Here is a 20,008-nt window from a genome sequence, read left to right as displayed (position 1 = left end):
CGGCAGCGTTGTGAGTACAATGCTCGATTGTTTTCAATTGATGCCTGCCATGACTGATTCTGTTAACGGCCCCGCTCTAGATGGCGGCCTGCAGCTAGACGGCTTGAAGCAAGAAGAATTATTTCCTATCCGCGAAGTGTCGCGCATGACCGGGATCAATCCCGTCACCTTGCGCGCATGGGAACGGCGGTACGGGCTTATTCAGCCTACCCGTACCGACAGCGGCCATCGCCTCTATTCCCAAGCTGATATTGAAGAAGTTCGCAGCATTCTTGGCTGGATCGAGCGCGGCGTAGCGGTCAGTAAGGTCGGTAAAATCCTCGCCAAAGCCAGCGTCGTCATAGGCGTGCCCGGTGCTGTCCGGGAAGATGGGTCACTCAAGGAGTGGGCTGAATGGCAATCACAGGTGCGCCGTGCGACGCGAGCGTTCGACGAGCGCCGTCTGGAGCAGTTATACGGTCAAATATTCTCGACGTATCCGATGATCGTGGTGTTCCAAGCTATTTTCATGCCCGTGTGGCAAGAGTTCTTGTTGCATCAGGACCAGTTTGGCCAAGCGAGTGAATGGCTATTTCTTGATGCGTTTCTGCGGGGACGAACCCTGCAACGTCTGCAGATGTCCCGCGGTACCGGAGAAACAGCCGTGTTGCTGGCCGCCCTACCTGGAGAATGCCGGGAGCTGGAGTTGTGGGTGGCGGGTCTGTTGTTGGGAACGACCGGTACCTCAATTAGCGTATTGGCCTTGGGTCAGCCGCTGGAAGAGTTAAGCCTGGTATGCGAAAAAACTCAGCCGCAGGTCTTGGTGCTGTATTCCAACCACCCACCCACCGCTGATCTGCCTCGACGCTTGCAGCGCTTGGCGTTAATGCTGGATTGCCCGGTGTTGTTGGCTGGCGAGGCATCGGATCTGGCGCAAGACAGTTTGGTAGGTTCGCCCATTGCGTGTCTTGGAAGTGACGGGCTTGTGATGCAGCGACGGTTACAGCAATTTTTGGCAGGGCATCTGGACTCGTAGCCGGTTGGCTTGACTGTCCGTCTAAGCCGCAAGCCGAGGTCACTCAAGCGGTGCGGGATGAACCAATTGATGCTGCTGCAGGATGTACTGACGCAGCAACTCGGTGCCTTCTTTGTTTCGTTGACTCAGACGGTAAGCCGCCAGTCCCTGGTCTGTGAGCCGTTCGAACGTGCCGCGCAAAGCGATGGGTGCATGTCCTGCCGGACAAAACCACAGCGAAAAGTAGTGTGGGGGTTTAGTCGCCTTGCGGTGTTCCACCAGCACGCCCTTGAACGAAATCTCGTGAACCCACATCGCCGACTGTGAGCCTTTCTCGGTTCTCAATGGCAGCGGCTCAGGCAAGCTCAAGCGCCATGGGCGGCTCATTGAGTCTTTTTCTTCATAGATGCTGGGCGCGCCCAACTGCAAGTGCATGGCGTGGAATTCATCTTCCACCAAGTGCAGCGGGAAGGTCATTTGCTGATTTTCGAACTGTGCTTGGAGGGTTACCTGCTCGTGGGCGGCCAGACGCGTCAACAATTCATGAATCTGCACACCACCATTGACCAACAGGCTACGCGACGTATCACGCACGTTCAGTTTCGGGTTGTGCTGCATGTTTTGAATGAAGTCCAGCTCGTCTTGGGTCAGCAAGGTATCGCGCTGCATGTTGAAGCTCTAGTGTGCGATTAATGAGAAACGGACAACTCGTTCAGCTGTTAGTTAGGACCGCTTATCGATTTAAGCACTATGATTTCTGCTCGTGCCAATGCCAGCTCGGCTTCCAGTTCGACAACCCGTAGCTGAGCCTCGACCTGCTCAGTGACATTTTTCTGGATACCGATGAAATAGGTCAGTTGATCCGCAGCATTGAACACGGGCGTAATGGATAATTCGTTCCAGAAAGCGGTGCCGTCTTTACGGTAATTGCGCAGCACTGTTCGGCAGGGCGACCCTGCGGCGATGGCTTGGCGGATCAGTTCTAACCCAGGTTGATCCCGGTCACCTGACTGCAGAAAGCGGCAGTCACGATACAGAATGTCGTCTACTTGATAGCCGGTAAGGGCCTCAAACGCTTTATTTGCATAGATAAGAATGTTGTCATCGCCTTCTTGCTCAGCGACCACAATGCCGTCGTTCGACGCATTGATTACCAGTTGCAGTAGCTTTGCATTGATCATTGAAAACTTCCGACATGATTGCTAGGTCCGCATTCTAAAACATCGTGCCCGGTTGGGGCATAATGCCGTCCTTTTTACCGTGTTACAGGATCAGTGTATGAAAGTCGTTATCCTTTCCGGATCGGTCTATGGCTCAGCTGAAGAGGTTGCCCGGCACGCGGAGAGCATCCTTCGCGGTGCTGGTCACCCAGTCTGGCACAACCCTCGCGCCACGCTTGCCGAATTGCAGACTTATGCGCCTGAAGCCTTTTTAGTGGTGACTTCGACCACTGGTCTGGGGGAGTTACCGGATAACTTTCTGGCGCTGTATTCACAGATTCGCGACGTGTTGCCTGCGGCCTGGCGCGGTTTGCCTGGCGGCGTGATTGCCTTGGGCGACGCCAGCTATGGCGATACGTACTGTGGTGGGGGGGAGCAGGTCCGCGAACTGTTCGGTGAGTTGGGTATTCGTGAAATACAGCCCATGCTGCGCCTTGACGCCAGCGAAACAGTCAACCCCGAAGCGGATGCAGAACCTTGGCTGGCAGCGTTCATAGCTCAGCTCGAGGCTTGATTCGGCTGTTCACGCAGTAAGGACAGCCAGGCTTGCGCGGCTTTTGATAAGTACGCGCCCTGGCGCCAGATGAAGGCTATGTCCCAGCGCAGGTAAGCCGGGGCAATCAACGCGACACGTACGACGCCAGGTCGCACCAATGCGCGAGCCACGATGCTGGGCAATAACACCACCCCTTGGCCAGCAGCCACCAGCGCCGCCAGAAAATCCGCCTGACCACTGCGACCGCCTTCTTTTGGGGTGAAGCCGGATTGCTGGCACGCTTGTATCAATCGATCATTGAGCATGAAGCTGCGCTGATAAAGCAGAAAGGGCGTGTCGGCCAGTTGCGCCAATTGAACCTGATCCGCCCCGGCCAATGGGTGATCGGCGGCCAGCAGGGCGTCCAGTGGCTCATTGCAAAAAGGCTGATAAGCAAACCCCGGATTGCTCGGCGTCAAACTTCCCCCCAGTTCCAGCTCGCCGTTCAAAACCGCTTGCTCGATGCTGAGGCTGCCACCTTCCAGCAGTTGAATCGAAATATTGGGGTAGCGCCGCCGATATTCCGCAAATAACCGGGCGAACAGTGCGTCGCTTCCCAGCAGCGGCAATCCCAGACGCAACTCACCCCGCACCAGTTGGCTCAGGTCGTCCAGCTCGCTGAGCAATTCGTTTCGCAGTAGCAGCATTTCCTCCGCGCGTTGCAGGACCACGCTTCCAGCGGCGGTCAGTCGGATTTGCGACCCCAGTCGATCCAGCAGCGGCACGCCGAGGCTTTGCTCCAGTTGTGCCACCTGCTTGCTCACCGCTGACTGGCTCACGTGCAGTGTCTTCGCCGCTTGCGTAAAACCACCCTGACGCATCACTTCCACAAAACTGCGCAACTGTTTGAATTCCATGAGGCGTACCTTTCACTCTTAAAATTCCAGTTTGGAATGGATGCTAGTCTAACAATTCGCTTTTGGGATGACAGCGCCGTCCTTAAAATACCCTTGTCAGAGAGGGGCAGACACGTATGAAACGCTTAACCTTGCAGCATCTTGGCCGTCTATTTTCTGAGCTGGGCGTGCTGCTCGCGATCTATTTGTTCGGCTGTCAATTGGCGGCGTGGTGGCATTGGCCCATTCCTGGCGGCGTCATTGGCATGGCCATGCTGTTACTGGCGTTCGCTTTTGGCTGGATCAAGCCCGCCGCTTTGCAATTGGGCGCGGGGTTGCTGCTGGCCGAAATGTTGTTGTTTTTTATCCCCGCACTGATGAGCTTGCTCGACTACGGTGCGCTGATGCGCAACCAAGGCTGGCGCATCATGCTGGTAATCGGTGTCAGCACCTTATTGGTGATGCTGGTGACGGCCTTTACGGTCGAGGCGATGTGTCGCTGGAGGATGCGTCATGAGGCTTGAGCCCATGCCGATGTTCTGGCTGGCACTGACGATTGCTGCTTATGCCTTCAGCCGCTGGGTTTATCAACGCACGGGGCGTTACTTGCTGTCACCGCTCATTCTCGCTCCGGCGTTAGTGTTCTCGGTAGCAGTGCCGTTGCACACCGCGTATGCCGATTATTCGACCAACACCCATTGGCTGATGCTGGTATTAGGGCCGGTAACCGTGGCTTTCGCCGTGCCGATCTGGCAACAGCGGCACGTGTTGATGCGGCATTGGTCGGCGTTATTACTGGGGATGGTGGCTGGCAGCGCGGTCTCGATGGGCAGTTCATTCTGGCTGGCCAAGGCGCTGTCACTGGACACTTCAATCACCCTGTCGTTGGTGCCGCGCTCGATCACCACACCGTTCGCAATGCCCTTGGCTCATGACTTGGGTGGCGTGCCGGAACTCACGGCGGTATTCGTGATGTTCACCGGGATTTTTGGGGCACTGCTGGGTGGCGTGCTGCTTAAATGGCTGCCGTTGCGCAGCGCGTTGGCCCGAGGCGCTTTATTTGGTGTGGGCGCACACGGCGCGGGGGTCAGCCGGGCACACGAGGTCGGCGGTGAGGAAGGGTCGGTGGCCGGTTTGGTGATGGTGCTGACCGGGTTGCTCAACTTGTTTGCGGCACCGTTATTGTCCGCTTTACTCTGAGATGACTCGCTCGGCCAGTAAGCTGGCTGCCAATGCAACTACGGGGATCCTCGGCTCTGAACTAGACTGATCGGCACACCATCCATAAAGCCAACATAATAATAGTGCCGAGGTGAACGCCGTGAATGTCGCTCAAGTTTTGCCCACCCGAAATGTCCAGGATCAAGTCAGTGCCACTGAATGGCAGGCCAGGGTTGATTTGGCCGCGTGCTATCGGCTGGTTGCGATGCACGGTTGGGACGATCTTATCTTCACCCACATTTCCGCCAAGGTTCCGGGCACCGAAGACTTCCTGATCAACCCTTACGGTCTGATGTTTCACGAGATCACGGCATCGAGCCTGGTCAAAGTCGATCAGGCTGGTAACAAATTGATGGACAGTCCTTACGAGATCAATCCCGCTGGTTACACCATCCACAGTGCTATCCACGAAGTTCGGCACGATGTAGCGTGTGTCATTCATACACACACCGCGGCTGGGGTTGCAGTGTCTGCGCAGAAGCAGGGTGTTTTGCCCATCAGCCAGCAATCAATCTTCATCCTCTCCAGCCTGGCGTATCACCCGTATGAAGGCGTCGCCCTCAATCATGAGGAGAAAGCGCGCCTGCAAGCCGACCTGGGTGAGAACAACTTCCTGATGCTGAATAACCACGGGTTATTGACCTGTGCCGGTAGCATCGCCGACGCCTTCTTGATGATGTTCACCTTCCAGCGTGCCTGCGACATTCAGGTACTGGCGCAGAACGGCGGCGCCGAGCTGATTCCCATCCACGGGCAGATTCTGGCCGGTGCCAGAGCGATGATGGCCGGGGTCACTAAAAGTGCGCAGGGTATGGGCGGTGCGTTGGCGTGGCCGGCGTTGTTGCGCAAGGTCGATAAGCTTGACCCGAGTTACAAGGAATAGCGCTGCATAGAACAGCGCTTAAATCCCGGTGGGAGCGAATTCATTCGCGAAGGTCTCAGCACATTTACCATCCTCTGTGCCTGATAATCCATATTCGCGAGTCAATTCGCTCCCGCCGTTATTCGTCTGGCAATAAACGGTTTAGGGCAGATAGACGCACACATCTGCTGGCCTTATTAGTCAGTATTCAGCACGAACCGTGTTGATTGTGACTCGGCGTCGGGTGATTGACACTGATGCCATAGCCTACCTTCCGCTGGAGTTGTTCATGAGTGAGCCTGTGCGTTTTGAAGATAAAGTTGTCATCGTCACGGGCGCGGGCGGCGGTTTAGGGCGTGCCCATGCCCTGCTGTTTGCTAAGCATGGCGCTCGCGTAGTGGTCAACGACCTTGGCGGCTCGGCTCATGGCGAAGGCGCGAATGCGTCGGCGGCGGACCGGGTGGTAGCTGAGATTCGCGAAGCGGGCGGCACGGCCATCGCCAACCACGACTCCGTGACTGACGGCGACAAAATCGTCCAGAACGCCTTGGACGCGTTCGGCCGTATCGACGTAGTCGTTAACAACGCGGGCATCCTGCGCGACAAAACCTTCGCAAAGATGGACGACGCTGATTGGGACTTGGTGTATCGCGTCCACGTTGAAGGCGCCTACAAAGTAACCCACGCTGCCTGGCCGCACATGCGCGAGCAGAACTATGGCCGCGTTATTTTTACCGCTTCAACCTCCGGTATCTACGGCAACTTTGGCCAATCCAACTATGGCATGGCCAAACTTGGTCTGTATGGCTTGACCCGTACCTTGGCGTTAGAAGGGCGCAAGAACAACATCCTGGTTAACGCCATTGCCCCAACCGGTGGCACACGCATGACTGAAGGCCTCATCCCTGCCGCCGTGTTCGACATGCTCAAGCCAGAGCTGATCAGCCCACTAGTTGTATTCCTCGGAAGCGAACAGTGCGAAGAAACCTCTGGCCTGTTTGAAGTAGGCGGCGGCTGGATCGGCAAAACCCGTTGGGAGCGCAGTGTGGGCGCCGGATTTGACCCGCGCGACGGGTTCAGTCCGGACGACGTTGCGGCCAACTGGGAAAGAATCGGAGACTTTGAAGGCGCTTCACATCCCAAAGACACGATCGAAGCATTGAAAGAGATGATGGCGAACTTGCAAAAGTATTCAGTTTGACGTGTTAGTGCGTGTTGTGTTGTTAACTCAGCCGATCATTTGATCGGCTGAGTTGTTTTGTTGTAGGAAGTTTATTTGCAAGTGTGTAGGACGGTTCTGAAACTTTGCAGTAGAGGTGGTTTTCGTTAAAGTTTTTAAAATGGCCTCCGATAAGACGGGAACAGTGACGTCGAGTGTGGAGGTTTTTTATGATGGATAACTATGACCTTGTGAAAGCACGGTTGGAAAGCTATACAGTAATGCCCGATAAAAATTTTAGAGTCGAAACGGATTTGCCTCCCGAAGAAAAAGATATCGAGCAGAAGGTTGGGCAATACTGGGCTGATAAATCCATCTCTAACGAGGAAAGGTTGGCTGGGTTTGAATATGATCTGTCCAATTTTGATCCGGAAAATACCAGTAATATAGAAATGCGCGCTATTGCGTGGAAGCTTTGTGATCGCGGGATAATTGATGCGGGTACTGCCAGCTGGCTAGGGGGGTTTGACGTTGAGTTTAACAGTCAGGGTAATGAAATAAATAAAGGCAGGAAAAAAGATCTGTTTGCGTCTTTTAACAGAAGTCTGGAGTTTTACAAGACGGAAATATCAGCTGGGAATACCAATCTGAAAAACGTGCAGAGAAGCTTGAGTACTGCTCTTTTGGTTTTGCTGGCGTTGCAAGATCGCGCGCAGATAACTCGGGATAAGACACTAATTGATACGCACGCTTAACACTTGTGCGGCTATTATCTTATTCAATAGGTGAGGTTGCTTTGATCTGGTAGCATTGCCATTGATGGGCTTCTATACGCTGTTGGCAGTGGGCCGCTGCATACCAGCAGCGGCCCACATATTTGTGACTTCAGTCAGGATGTTAAAGTGGGACGGAAAATGTCCCACCTTTATAGGAAGTGGATGTTTGACTGCGTTCATTATTTAGTACAATTCGAAACGTCCCAGAACCATACTGTTTGGCTGGATTAAAGGCTCTTCTCTCGACGACGCTCCATGCACCGCCGATCAGTTGTTCTACGTCCACAAACGATAACCCAAGCCGAAACTTGTGATAAGTCGTGGCGCATTTCGCCGTGTAGGGCCCATAGATAACTTTCTTCTCACCCGGTGCCGCCACCCCTGGATAGACCCTGCCGTTATTGACAAAGCATATCTTATCCAACGGCGTCAGCCAGCTCTGCATCGGCTCAGCCGCCACATGACCGCTCATTTGCGCCAACCCAAACGCCAACACCAGTACACTTATTTTCTTATTCATAATGAAGCTCCTGTGGTCTATCAAAGTGTCAAGGCACACGCCTTGTCCCATTTCGGCTCAACGCTTGTTGAATTCCGACTTGGCATCAACAGTTTAATTACACATGTTTGTAGTCCTGTGCCCGAGAATTGCGTAAGAAAAGTCCGGGCGTAGCCACTCGATAAATTCGCTGTGGGAATCTTCTTTTATGCTGCAGGAAATGGCTTGAATAGAGTCAGTATTTAGCGCTTTGGCTAAAGCGTTGACGGTTAAAAAGCCTATAGGGATTTATATCAAAAGCAACGAGGAGATGGATAGGTTCGGTCATATTAGCGAGGTATTTTGTAGGGAGTTTATTGATGGGGCATGTAGGACTATTCTTGATTTCCATTTATAGATCGATTTCGTTCAAGTTTTTTAGGCTGTCTCCGATAAGACGAGAACAATGACGTCGTGTGTGGAGGTTTTTATGATAAGTAATTTTGATCTGGTAAGTAAGCGCCTGGACAGTTACGTTTGTTTTCCCGATAGGAAATTTAGAGGGACTTCGGATTTGCCGTCGCTAGAGAAAGATGTTGAGCAAAAAATCAGGCAATATTGGGCAGATGAAAGTATCTCTAACGAAGAGAAACTAGCCGATTTTGATATTGATTTATCGACGTTTGATCCGCGAAGTACAAGTAATTTAAAAATGCGTGTCCTTTGTCAGCAGCTGTATGATAAAGGGCTAGTGGACGGTTCAAGCTTGGGTTTTCTAGACGCTATCAATACGGAGCACAACAGTTTAGGTAATGAGATAAATAAAGATCGACCGACTAATATAATAGCTCACTTTGATCTCTGCCTTGCATTTTATAAGCAGAAGATAGCAGAAGGGTACGACGACGTAAAAGATGTTCAGTCAAGCTTGATGACTGCTATTTCGGTGTTGCGAGCGTTGCAGGAACGGGCGCAGATGGACAGTGATAAATCGCTGATTGATATTCATGCATAAGGTCAAACGGATCATTGGCATGGGTCGTGACCTAAGCGGCAACGACCCACCTATCATGATTTACAATCGGGTGTTAAAGCGGAACAGAAAATGTTCCGCCGCTGTAAGGTATGGGTGTTTGATTTTTAGTATTGTCGATGACGACTCGAAAGGTTCCCGACCCATATTGCGCAGCGGGGCTGATGTCTTTTGTAGCTCGGTCCACCCATACTCCATTTTTCAACTGCTGGACATTCACAAGCACCAATCCCAGCCGGAACTTATGATAAGTATTCGCGCATTTAGCCGTATACGGGCCATAAATTATTTTTAACTCCCCCGGAGCCGCTACACCTCGGTAAATATTGCCGTTATGACTAAAACACATTTTATTCAACGGCGTCAGCCAGCTTTGCATCGGCTCAGCCGCCACATGACCGCTCATTTGTACCAACCCAAACGCCAGCACCAGTGCACTTATTTTCTTATTCATGATGAAGCTCCTGTGATGTATCAAAGTGTCAAGGCATACGCCTTGTCCTATTTCGGCTCAACGCTTGTTGAATTCCGACTTGGCATCAACAGGTTAATCACACTTGTTTGTAGTCCTGCACCCGAGAACTGCGTAAGAAAAGTCCGAGCGTAATCCTTCGGTAAATTCGCTGTAGGAATCTTCTTTTTACTCTGCGAGAGATATTTTGGAATCGGGTCGGCATTTGGCGCTTTGGGCTATGCGCTGGGGACAAAATCGCACGCAAAAAAAAGCCGCTGTATTAACAGCGGCCAAATAAGACGCGGATCCAGGAGCTCTAAAATCAACGTCGGTCAACCAGGGGAGCAAATAGCGCGTAGACAATCGAGTGGCAACGGTCTACGTGGTGCAATAATCGGTTGGAGCGGTAAGGCATAATTGGCGGCTTTTAATGATTCTGGCCAACTGCTGTGGAAGCCCGGCAAGAATAAGGACATTTCGGTTTATGAAACAGAGCGGTTTGCGACAATGACTATTGCACATCAGGCAACAACCAACGTTTTCGTGGGGTCGCTCAGCTGCGCACCCGACAGCGGCCGGACGGCCTGCAGAAGTTCAATCCATCCCCGTCATCATCGATCATCCATGGCGTCGATGATGCCGCTCAAACCCGGGCCAGATGGGGGATTCACTCTTTCGAGGTACAGCGTAAATACCTCCTTTGTGCGCTTATCGCTCTTGATGGCGCTGGGTAGGGTATCTTCCTCTGCAATCAACCGGGGAAGACGCATGACAACAACAATAATGCGCGCCATCTTCAAGCCAAAGGCGCTGGCGATTGCCGTCGCATTGGGCTGTACAGCACAGGCGCAGGCCGTTTCATTCAACATTGGCGAAATCGAAGGGCAATTCGATTCCTCGCTGTCTCTGGGCGCCAGTTTCGCGCTGCGTAACGCTGACCCAGGTTTGGTCAGCACGGTGAATGGCGGCAAAGGTCAGGCGGCGACCGGCGATGACAATCGCCTGAACTTCCAGAAAGGCGATGCCTTCTCGGAGATCTTTAAAGGTGTACACGACCTGCAACTGAAGTGGGGCGACAGCGGTGTGTTCATCCGCGGTAAGTACTGGTATGACTTCGCGCTCGAAGATAACAACCAGGATTTCAAGCAAGTCAGTAATAACGGGCGTAAGGAGGCCGCCAGGTCCTCGGGCTATGAACTGCTCGACGCCTTCGTCTACCACAACTACACCATCGCTGATTTGCCGGGCACTGTTCGTGCGGGTAATCAGGTGGTCAGCTGGGGTGAAAGCACGTTTATTGGCAACTCTATCAACTCAATCAACCCCATCGACGTGTCTGCGTTCCGCCGTCCTGGCGCCGAGCTTAAAGAGGGCTTGATTCCGGTACCGATGTTGTTCGCCTCTCAAGGGATAACCGACAAGCTCAGTGTTGAAGGTTTCTATCAAGTGCGCTGGGAGGAGACGGTCGTAGATAACTGCGGCACGTTCTTCGGTAACGATGTTGTCGCAGAAGGTTGTAACAACAACTATACCGTCGGCAGCCCGGCTATTGCGCCGTTGCAACCGATTGCTGCTGCGTTCGGCCATGGCTTCCAAACCACACAGGAAGGCGTAATAGTCCCTCGGGGCACCAGCCGCGATCCAAGTAACAGTGGGCAGTTCGGCGGAGCCTTACGCTGGCTGGGTGACGATACCGAGTACGGGCTGTACTTCGAAAACCTGCACAGCCGCATACCGGTCTTGAGTACCAAAACGGCTAGCCTGGCAACACTTCAAGCGATCCCCGGCATTGCCGCCGCCGCTGGTCGAGCCACGGGTAGCGCTGCAGCTGCTGCTGGTTTGGCGCAGAGCACCATGCTCGGCAACGGTCAGTACTACCTTGAGTACCCGGAAAACGTGCGATTGTTCGGTGCCAGTTTTGCCACCACCTTGCCAGAAGGCACCGCTTGGAGTGGCGAGATCAGCTACCGACCTAATGCTCCGGTACAACTCAACACCACCGACTTGACCTTGGCCCTGCTGAATCCGATTGCTGGGGGCAGGGCCTCGCCAATTGCCACCTCACCGGGTGCCGACAACCAAGGCTATCGCCGTAAGGAAATCACCCAGGTTCAATCGACGCTGACGCACTTTTTCGATCAAGTGTTAGGCGCTCAACGTCTGACCGTGGTCGGCGAAGCAGCGGCTGTGCGCGTCGGCGGTCTTGAGTCCCAAGATAGACTCCGTTACGGTCGCGACTCGGTCTATGGCGCTTATGGTTTCGGCGGCGATACCAAAGGCTTTGTGACGACGACTTCATGGGGCTACCGCGCCCGGGCAATTCTTGACTACGCCAACGTATTTGCCGGCGTTAACCTCAAGCCCAACCTGTCCTGGTCTCATGACGTCAACGGTTACGGCCCGAACGGTATATTCAACAAAGGCGCGAAAGCGGTCAGCCTCGGGGTTGATGCCGATTATCGCAACACCTACACCGCCAGCCTCAGCTACACCAATTTCTTCGGTGGTGACTACAACACTTTGATCGACCGTGACTTCGCTTCCTTGAGCGTTGGCGTGAACTTCTGATCAGTTTGAAAAGGGCATGACTATGCGCAAGATCATTCTCCAATGTGGCGTCCTGGCACTCAGCCTGATGGCCGTCAATGTACTGGCTGCAGTGTCGGCGGAAGAAGCCGCCAAACTGGGCAAAAGCCTGACCCCGGTTGGTGCAGAAATGGCCGGTAACGCGGCCGGGACTATCCCCGCCTATACCGGCGGCCTGCCAGTCAACGCCGGCACCGTCGACGCCAACGGCTTTCTGTCCGACCCGTTCGCCAATGAGAAGCCGCTGTTCATCATCACCGCGGCCAACGTAGCCCAGTACAAAGACAAGTTGTCTGATGGTCAGCAGGCGATGTTCCAGCGCTATCCCGACACGTATCGGATTCCGGTCTATACGACGCACCGCACTTTCGCTTTGCCACAAAAGATCTACGACCTGGCGAAGAAAAGCGCTACCACGGTGACGACGATCAACGACGGTAATGGCCTGGCGAACTTCGCCGACAGTCGTTATTACGCGTTCCCCATCCCGAAAACCGCCAACGAAGTTCTTTGGAACCACATCACCCGCTATCACGGCGGCAATGTACACCGCACCATTACTCAGGTGACGCCGCAAACCAACGGCGCGTTTGACTCAGTGACCTTTGAAGAGGACATCGGGGCGCCTGAGGACATTCCGGACATCGATAAAGAAGCCAGTGCCAACATTCTTACGTACTTCAAACAAGAAGTGACCAAGCCTGCACGCCTGGCAGGTAACGTATTGCTGGTGCACGAAACCCTCGATCAAGTAAAAGAACCCCGTCAGGCCTGGATCTACAACGCCGGTCAGCGTCGTGTTCGCCGTGCGCCGCAGGTTGCTTATGACGGACCGGGTACCGCTGCTGATGGTCTGCGCACCTCTGACAACTTCGACATGTTTTCTGGTGCGCCCGATCGCTACGACTGGCAGTTGATCGGCAAGAAAGAAATGTACATTCCTTACAACAGCTACAAACTTGATCAGCCGACGCTCAAATACAGCGACGTGATCAAAGCCGGGCACATCAACCAGGACCTGACACGGTATGAGTTGCACCGTGTTTGGGAAGTTATCGGCACCTTGAAAGCCGGCCAGCGCCATATCTACGCCAAGCGCCACATGTACATCGACGAGGACAGCTGGCAGGTTGCGTTGGTTGACCACTACGATGGTCGCGGTGCTCTGTGGCGTGTCGCAGAAGGTCACGCAGAGTTCCATTACGCACGTCAGGCTGCCGCTTACACGCTTGAGGCTCTGTATGACCTGAACGCCGGTCGTTACATCGCCCTGGGTATGAAGAACGAAGAGAAGCACGGCTACCAGTTCGATCAGAAGTTTCATCTGGCTGACTTCACGCCTAACGCGCTGCGCAACGCTGGCATCCGCTAAGCGTCTAGCGCAATAATCTCAGCAACATCAGAAGCCACTTACAGCGATGTAAGTGGCTTTTCTTATGGAAGATTATCACTGCGCCGAATATTCCTACATCTAGAGCCAGCGAACGGCTTAGTGTGAGCGCGCGAAGTCAGAACAATAACAGGGACTCACCCATGACTGCCTTTACCGTTCATTTGGGTCGTACGGACTATTGGCCTCGTCTGTCGCCACAGCACATGGCGCGTGGACGATTGAGCGTACCGTTACTGGCGTCCGGTGCTCGGGTGAAATTATTGTGCGCCCCGGCGGGCAGTGGCAAAACCGCACTGCTGGGTGAATGCATCCGCCAAGCCCCTCCCGACTGTTATATAAGCTGGCTGCCGTTGGCGGGATACGCACAAAGTCCTGCCGATTTTTGTTCACTTCTCGCCAATGCCCTAGGCCTCGAATACCGCGACGAAATCAGTCTTGTGCATCACTTGGCGCATTGGCAGACGCCGTGTTGGATTGTGCTGGATGATTATTGCCGCATGCCTTCACCTGAACTGGATCATTGCCTCGACCGCTTGTTGGCGGTCAGCAGTCCGACGGTTACTTGGTGGATAACTGGGCGCCGACGTCCCGTCTGCAACTGGCCACGGCTGCTGCTCAGTGGAGAACTTTGCGAATGTGACGGGCCTGCATTGGCCTTGAGTCTCGCCGAAATCGATCAGTTATTGGCCAACGAAAGCGTCGTCTGGCCAGTCGACGCAGGTGCCACGATTCTCTCCGAAAGTGCCGGTTGGTGTGTAGGCGTTCGGGTGGCGTTGCTCAACCCGGACGAATGGATAACGGCTGAAAGTGTCAAACGGCAGCACCGTAGGCAGCGTTGCTCCCGAACACTGTTTGAATACCTCAACCACGAATTATTCGCTGGGCTTAGCCCTGAACTGGCGGAAGCCTGGCGGGTATTAGCTCACTTGCCACGCTTCAACCCAGGGTTATGTGAACACGTGTTTGGCGCAGGCGAGGGCGGAAAGTGGCTCAAGGCTTTGCAGGACATCGGCGGTTTTATTGAACCGTGGGAGCACGATAGCGAGTGGTTGCAGGTATTTCCTCCGCTCGCCCAATGCATGCGCGATGAGGATTGGCCCGAGCGCCGTTCGTGGCATCGACGGGCGTGTCAGTGGTTCAGTGCCGAGGGCGATTGGCAGTCAGCAGTGGAACACGCGGTTCACGCCGAGCAGTTCGAAGTCGCGGTCAGTTTACTGCAGTACTATGATTTTTCTTTCTTGCTGCTGGGTCAAAACATCTCGCTGCTGTTGGACTTATACGAGCGTTTCCCTGATCTGATGCGCGGCACCCCTCATTTGATAAGGCTGACCGGTTCGGCACTGATATACACCGGCCGTTTCGACCAGGCGGCAATCTGTCTGGAGCATCTTGGGCGTTTCCTGCCACAGCCGTCGGCGGTGCTGCAACGTGACTTCATTGCGGCGTGGCAGGCGCAGCAAGGGTGGTTGCACCATCTGTGTGGCGACGCTAAACGTGCAGTCGGGCACTTCGAGGACGCGTGTGCCTATCTCGCGCCTGAGGCGTGGTCATGCCGGGTGCTTTGCCTGTCGGGCATGACTCAACAAGCGTTGCTCAACGGTCAGTTCGATGAAGCGTTGGTACATAATCGTGCGGCGCTGTGCCTCGCGCGCGCGGAAGGATCATTGCTGTTTGAAGGCATGCTGGAACTGGATCATGCGCAGTTGCTGGAGCAGCGTGGCGTATTACAACGCAGCCAAGAGGCTCTGGAAAAAATCCATGATCTGCTGCTGGCTCAGCACGCGGTCGCGGGTCCGCTGCTCGGCAGGATTGCACTGCGTCGGGGGCGTCTGGCCTTGCGTCAGGGGCTCGATCAGCAGGCGCGAACGCAGTTTCAGAGTGGGCTGGACCAATGCCTACGCAGTAAAGACAAGCTGGCGCTGTTCGGCTTTTTGGGCTTGGCCATACTGGAGGCTAATCAGAGCGACTATGCGCGGGCGTTTGTCTGGTTACGCGATGCTGAGCGTGTCATGCAACAAAACCATGTGCCAGAGTATTTTTGGCGAGGCGTGTTACTGCAAGTCAGCAGTCATTTCTGGCTCCAGCAGGGTCGTCCGGGATTGGTCCAAGTGGCATTGACCAGAGTGCTGCATCACTTAAATTGCGCGCCGGCAAAACATGCACCGCCTGCAACGCTGGAGTTGGTCCCACAGATTGAATACTTACTGGTATTGGCCGAGGTTTACCTGCATCAGGCCGAACAGCCCATGCAACGGCTGCAGGCGTTGCAATGCCAAGCCAATCAACGGGGAATGCACAGCCTCGAAACCGAGTTGTACTTGGCAATGGCTGAAGTGGCTTTTCTGCAGGGTGATCCACGTACTGCTAACGCATGCCTGACTGACGGATTGCTGCTTATTGGGCGGTTCAATGTGCAACAGCCCCTGCGCGAGTTAGGGCTGCGACAACCCATGATGCTGCGAGAGCTTGGGGTAGAAGAGCGTTTGATAGCTGCAACCGACAACCCGCTGAGTCTGCGCGAGCTGGAAGTCCTCAAACTAATTGCCCAAGGCAGTTCTAACCTGCAAATCGCCGAGCAGCTGTTTATCTCGCTGCATACGGTGAAAACTCACGCGCGACGGATTCACAGCAAGCTGGGGGTCGAGCGGCGCACCCAAGCTGTGGCCAAGGCCAAAGCGCTGGGATTGATGGCGTAAGTCATCTGGATGTCAGAAACTTTTCCTGCGGTGCCGCGGATTTTATCCTTCCTCTATTGCTATTAGTGCCCCCGGCGCAATTGCAATAGTTACCGCAACGCTCAGAGCGGGGCCGCGTTTTAATAGCGCTCTTTCCAGCGCTACACGTTTCATCCCTATTGGCTGGATGCCATATGGGCGTAGCGCGCTAACTATGGAGCTGTTTTGGTGAATGATTTTTCCGCAGTACCGCGTCTGAGTAATATTCAAACCGAGGCCTCTTTCAAGGCAGCGAAACACTTGGGTTCCATCGCTGAAGCTTCTGCACTGTGCGCACACCTAACGGTCACGGCGCCATCGTTGCGAGACGTTGCACATGGCTTGCTGAGTTCCCGGTTACAAGGCCTTGTTGAGTATCCCAATCCCGATATTTTGTTTCTCAACACCCGAGGGTCGAAGGGTTCGATAGCGCGTTCAATGTCGCTAACGGATGGTTTGTTGCACGCGCTGATTCACGGCACCTCGACGTTTGAGAAACACGATGTCGCTGTGTATGTACACCACGATTCGGTTCGCGACGCGCACCTTATAGCGTCTTTTACGGTTGAAGACGCCTTACAACTATTCAATGAGTTAGTTCAGGTTCTGCCGACGGCATATACAACCAGCCTTGTCGAATTTTGGACTTCGGACATTGACATCGCTGCACACCCGTCTGAAAACAACCATCAGCCGCGCGCGCGCCATGTGACCCTTACCGACCTGCGAGGCCGTTTGTTAACGCACGAAGCCGCGCTAAACAACAGGCTTAAGACGCTGGACCTCGACGCCAGTGGCAGACTCAACGCTATAGTTACTGGCGCCTCCACGGCGGGTGTCTATTCGCTTTCTCTGACGCTGCCAGAGGGAACATCCGTCGCGTTGCATTCAGTATTCGTAGCGACCCAGTTGGTAGAAAAGGTTGATGTGTTAACCCCCGATCAAGAGGTTGGCGCTGCTTTTCTTTACACGCCAGCCAGGGGTCTTGAGGTATTCGACTCACTCGCGCAATTGAATGAATCGGTGGTGCAGCTATTAGCCAATCCCGATGAGCAAGCGTTTCTATTGCAGAACCTGCTACTCGCTGATCGCGACGGATTAGACGACAACGCCGCTGCAATAGCAGGTATGACGCCCTGTTATAACAGGCTCGATGACCCGTTGTTGATTGCTCATACACAAGGTATTCGGGATAAACAGAGCGCGGACTTCAATCACGTGCTTACGTTGGCTCAACGAACGAAAGAAGAGATGCCAGCGTTCTTGGCGCAGGTAAAAAAAATCCAATGCCTGGACTATTGCGATCATGCGCTGTGGCACCGTTTTGAAGAACACTGCGCCGACGCCCGACAAAAGCGATTCCCGGACTGGCTGAAAGATGCAGACGATTGGAAGAAAGATTCTTACCAAGTATTTGAAACCCAGCATCACGAATATGAGCAAGCCGCTGATCAACTGCTGGGGACATTGGGTTCGTTAAAGTCCTATAGCGTATGGGCTATCGACCAATACGTTCGTCAACATCTGGGGTACTCAGTTGACCCGCAGCAGATCTTCATCACGCTACCCGATGAGTTTCCCACCCAGGCAGGAACGTTTAAAACGGTCTATAAAAAATCGTTGCTCGAATTCGTGATGGAAGGATTGCCGTTTACTGACGTTCGGCTTCGACCTTCGGTAGAGGTCCCTGCGCGCAGTGAACACCCGGCATGGACCTATGATTTTGCCGACAAACTGGTGGCTGAGCTGGATGTTCGGATCAACTTTGGTCAGGCCGTCAGGGCGCTATACCAGCAACCAGAAATGCAGCGCGCCTTGCTTCATGTTCGAGACAGCGCCATTACGCTAAGTGCCTGGGCCGCGAAACTTCAAGGGCACCTTCTTGACCGAAGTGAGGAACTGATACGCACCTTAAGCTCAGATAACGTTAAACCCGGCTATCTACTGAGCATCGGTCACGTCACGTTGAATGGCAGCAGCGTGCGCTTAAAGGACTTGATCGTATTTCATGAGGTGAGGGATGCTGACGAACATTATGTTCTTTATGCCCCCGGCGCCCCGGGTGGTCGAGACATGTTCGAATTCTCCTCTTGGCGCTCGCTGTCCTTTGAAATAGGCGGGTGGACGAAAACTGCAGCCGGCGCTCAATACCTGGTGGATCAGGTTCCGCTCTTGAGCCGGGCCGAGACTTCGGTGTTCATCTCGTCCATCACGCATTTACCCAGTAAATGGCAGCCGCTGAGCGTTCGATTTATGCCAGGCAAGGGCAAGAACTACGAGGCTAATCTTCTTGAATTGGTTAATCATAAAGTTGACGTTCATGTGGCTGACAACGACGTCATTACGCCCGCCGATTCCAAACAGGGCACCTATGCGCATCGACGGTCAATGGTGGTGTTGGAGTCTCGGATAACAGAGATCAACAAAGCGTTTCTGGCAATAACGAAGCTGCGTTCGTTTCAGCAAATTGCCCATGATGAAATCAAACGAGTCATCAATAACTGGTTGCGGCAGAACGGCGTGAATGAGCGTATTGACCCCGATACGGTGTATGTGGATGTGCACGGCAAGCCGCGTCTCGAATTGCCCAACTTAGGGCCAGACTCGCCTTTTCCAACCCTCACTCGTCTTGCGATGGACGGTTACTCGGGAAACTATAAGTTTCATCAGGACGCGGTCCTGTACTCCTCCATTGGCCAGGACTTATCCGGGCTCCCGACCGAAGTCATTGATCGCACCTTGCGTGTGTTGTCGCTTGGCGAGCGCTACATGAAGATGCTTGAGGTGGAATATCTCGATAAAAAACATCAATACTATAAACGTCGTCGTGCCCTGTATGCCGTACGCCAGCACTGTGAGCTGCGGCACGCGATCATGTCGGAATACTTGCGTGGCCGACTGACGCAGACGCAGTATCAGTGGTTGGTTCATCTGGTCGTCAGTTTGGGGGCCTCTGGTTTAGCGGACGAACCAAAGAATGCTGCGTTGATTGAAAACAGTTCGGTCAATGCCTGGTACCTGGAAGGGCGGTTAGTCGAGGGTGTGTATCTGTTTAAAAATTCCAATAACGCGGACCCGGATTTTGAATTGCTTTACACGCCTAACGCCCCGGATGGCCTGCTGTTCAGAACAAATGCAGAACTCATTTCATCGGCACTGGCCCCCGGCATGGCCGACTACTATTACGACCGGGTTCGGTACAAGCATCAGCCGGTTATAAACGCTTACTTCGCCAGTCTTAAAAACACACCTCCGGTTGCTGGCATGTCATTCAAGTTTGAATTTAATCCCGCTGACCAGATCAAGACACTGGAGCGACTGTATGACGACATGATCCAACGCATGATCCAGGATATTGACGATCAGACGGAAAGTACCGATGAGCGAATCGGTCAGTACACCTACATCGCAGTGAAATGGACCGGCACGATTTTACTGCTTCCTTTCCCCGGCGCGTCGGTGGCTTGGGGGTTATTGCATTCGGGCATCAGTTTCCAGCGTGGCTTAATCGCCTATCTGGACGGCGACCGAGCAACCGCGTTTCCTTTATTCGTGGGTGCTGCCATTGGCGTCGTGTCGGGAGCAGACGGTATCCGATCCATCACGGTGGGTTCACCCACCGTGGGACGGCTCATCGCTAATTGGGCATGGGTAAAGACAAAGCCTTTTTTGGTCCAGCACTTCACTATTGGATCTATAGATACGACTCCAGTCCTTACGTCGTATACACGGCTAAATTGATTAACC

17 protein-coding genes are annotated in these 20,008 nt (G+C 53.8%); 12 read left to right on the top strand and 5 right to left on the bottom strand.

Annotation, left to right across the window (positions count from 1 at the left end; genetic code table 11):
* Positions 1-49: 49 nt before the first annotated feature.
* Entirely contained in the window at positions 50-1,015 is a 966-nt protein-coding gene (locus RHM59_RS11720; protein WP_322184165.1) for a MerR family transcriptional regulator, read from the top strand.
* A gap of 39 nt (positions 1,016-1,054) precedes the next feature.
* Here RHM59_RS11720 and RHM59_RS11715 read toward each other — a convergent pair whose 3' ends face one another.
* On the bottom strand, positions 1,055-1,663 hold the full coding sequence (locus RHM59_RS11715; protein WP_322286598.1) for a hypothetical protein: 609 nt from the start codon (positions 1,661-1,663) through the stop codon (positions 1,055-1,057).
* A 50-nt stretch (positions 1,664-1,713) separates the two neighbouring features.
* Positions 1,714-2,175, bottom strand: a complete 462-nt coding sequence (locus RHM59_RS11710; protein WP_322167788.1) for a PAS domain-containing protein — start codon at positions 2,173-2,175, stop codon at positions 1,714-1,716.
* 97 nt (positions 2,176-2,272) lie between these two features.
* Between RHM59_RS11710 and RHM59_RS11705 the strand changes: the two genes are divergently transcribed.
* The gene (locus RHM59_RS11705) at positions 2,273-2,728 is read left to right on the top strand and encodes a flavodoxin (RefSeq protein WP_322167789.1); all 456 of its coding nucleotides are present in this window, start codon (positions 2,273-2,275) and stop codon (positions 2,726-2,728) included.
* Here the strand turns inward: RHM59_RS11705 and RHM59_RS11700 are convergent.
* Complete coding sequence (locus RHM59_RS11700; protein ID WP_322167790.1) at positions 2,713-3,606, bottom strand: LysR family transcriptional regulator; 894 nt, start codon at positions 3,604-3,606, stop codon at positions 2,713-2,715. The two genes, RHM59_RS11705 and RHM59_RS11700, sit on opposite strands and share 16 nt — an antisense overlap.
* A 116-nt stretch (positions 3,607-3,722) precedes the next feature.
* Between RHM59_RS11700 and RHM59_RS11695 the strand changes: the two genes are divergently transcribed.
* The 5 genes from RHM59_RS11695 (at position 3,723) to RHM59_RS11675 (ending at position 7,582) form a co-directional block, all read left to right on the top strand.
* Positions 3,723-4,109, top strand: coding sequence for a CidA/LrgA family protein (locus RHM59_RS11695; protein ID WP_322286597.1), 387 nt, complete (start codon positions 3,723-3,725; stop codon positions 4,107-4,109).
* Positions 4,099-4,785: an LrgB family protein gene (locus RHM59_RS11690; protein ID WP_322167792.1), complete on the top strand. Its 687-nt coding sequence runs from the start codon at positions 4,099-4,101 to the stop codon at positions 4,783-4,785. Before RHM59_RS11695 ends, RHM59_RS11690 begins: the two co-directional genes overlap by 11 nt.
* Positions 4,786-4,906: 121 nt before the next feature.
* Entirely contained in the window at positions 4,907-5,689 is a 783-nt protein-coding gene (locus RHM59_RS11685; RefSeq protein ID WP_322167793.1) for a class II aldolase/adducin family protein, read from the top strand.
* Between the two features lie 268 nt (positions 5,690-5,957).
* Positions 5,958-6,869, top strand: a complete 912-nt coding sequence (locus RHM59_RS11680; RefSeq protein ID WP_322286596.1) for an SDR family oxidoreductase — start codon at positions 5,958-5,960, stop codon at positions 6,867-6,869.
* Positions 6,870-7,057: 188 nt separating this feature from the next.
* A complete protein-coding gene (locus tag RHM59_RS11675; RefSeq protein ID WP_322167795.1) occupies positions 7,058-7,582 on the top strand; it encodes a hypothetical protein in 525 nt (174 codons plus the stop codon).
* Positions 7,583-7,724: 142 nt separating this feature from the next.
* On the opposite strand, the gene RHM59_RS11670 is transcribed toward RHM59_RS11675, so the two are convergent.
* Positions 7,725-8,123, bottom strand: a complete 399-nt coding sequence (locus tag RHM59_RS11670; protein WP_322167796.1) for a hypothetical protein — start codon at positions 8,121-8,123, stop codon at positions 7,725-7,727.
* Between the two features lie 448 nt (positions 8,124-8,571).
* On the opposite strand from RHM59_RS11670, the gene RHM59_RS11665 reads away from it, so the two are divergent.
* Positions 8,572-9,096: a hypothetical protein gene (locus tag RHM59_RS11665; protein WP_322167797.1), complete on the top strand. Its 525-nt coding sequence runs from the start codon at positions 8,572-8,574 to the stop codon at positions 9,094-9,096.
* Positions 9,097-9,169: 73 nt separating this feature from the next.
* On the opposite strand, the gene RHM59_RS11660 is transcribed toward RHM59_RS11665, so the two are convergent.
* Positions 9,170-9,568 carry a hypothetical protein gene (locus tag RHM59_RS11660; RefSeq protein ID WP_322167798.1) on the bottom strand — a complete coding sequence of 133 codons (399 nt, stop codon included), beginning with the start codon at positions 9,566-9,568 and terminating at the stop codon, positions 9,170-9,172.
* Positions 9,569-10,336: 768 nt separating this feature from the next.
* Here RHM59_RS11660 and RHM59_RS11655 point away from each other — a divergent pair.
* The 4 genes from RHM59_RS11655 (at position 10,337) to RHM59_RS11640 (ending at position 20,002) form a co-directional block, all read left to right on the top strand.
* On the top strand, positions 10,337-12,136 hold the full coding sequence (locus RHM59_RS11655) for a DUF1302 domain-containing protein (protein WP_322167799.1): 1,800 nt from the start codon (positions 10,337-10,339) through the stop codon (positions 12,134-12,136).
* A 22-nt stretch (positions 12,137-12,158) separates the two neighbouring features.
* Entirely contained in the window at positions 12,159-13,526 is a 1,368-nt protein-coding gene (locus tag RHM59_RS11650; RefSeq protein WP_322286698.1) for a DUF1329 domain-containing protein, read from the top strand.
* A 161-nt stretch (positions 13,527-13,687) separates the two neighbouring features.
* The gene (locus tag RHM59_RS11645) at positions 13,688-16,243 is read left to right on the top strand and encodes a helix-turn-helix transcriptional regulator (protein WP_322167800.1); all 2,556 of its coding nucleotides are present in this window, start codon (positions 13,688-13,690) and stop codon (positions 16,241-16,243) included.
* Between the two features lie 207 nt (positions 16,244-16,450).
* The gene (locus RHM59_RS11640) at positions 16,451-20,002 is read left to right on the top strand and encodes a dermonecrotic toxin domain-containing protein (RefSeq protein WP_322286595.1); all 3,552 of its coding nucleotides are present in this window, start codon (positions 16,451-16,453) and stop codon (positions 20,000-20,002) included.
* The last annotated feature ends 6 nt before the right edge of the window (positions 20,003-20,008 follow it).

The sequence above is a fragment of the Pseudomonas sp. MH10 genome (assembly GCF_034353045.1).
GTDB lineage: Bacteria > Pseudomonadota > Gammaproteobacteria > Pseudomonadales > Pseudomonadaceae > Aquipseudomonas.
This window is presented reverse-complemented; position numbering and strand designations above follow the sequence as displayed.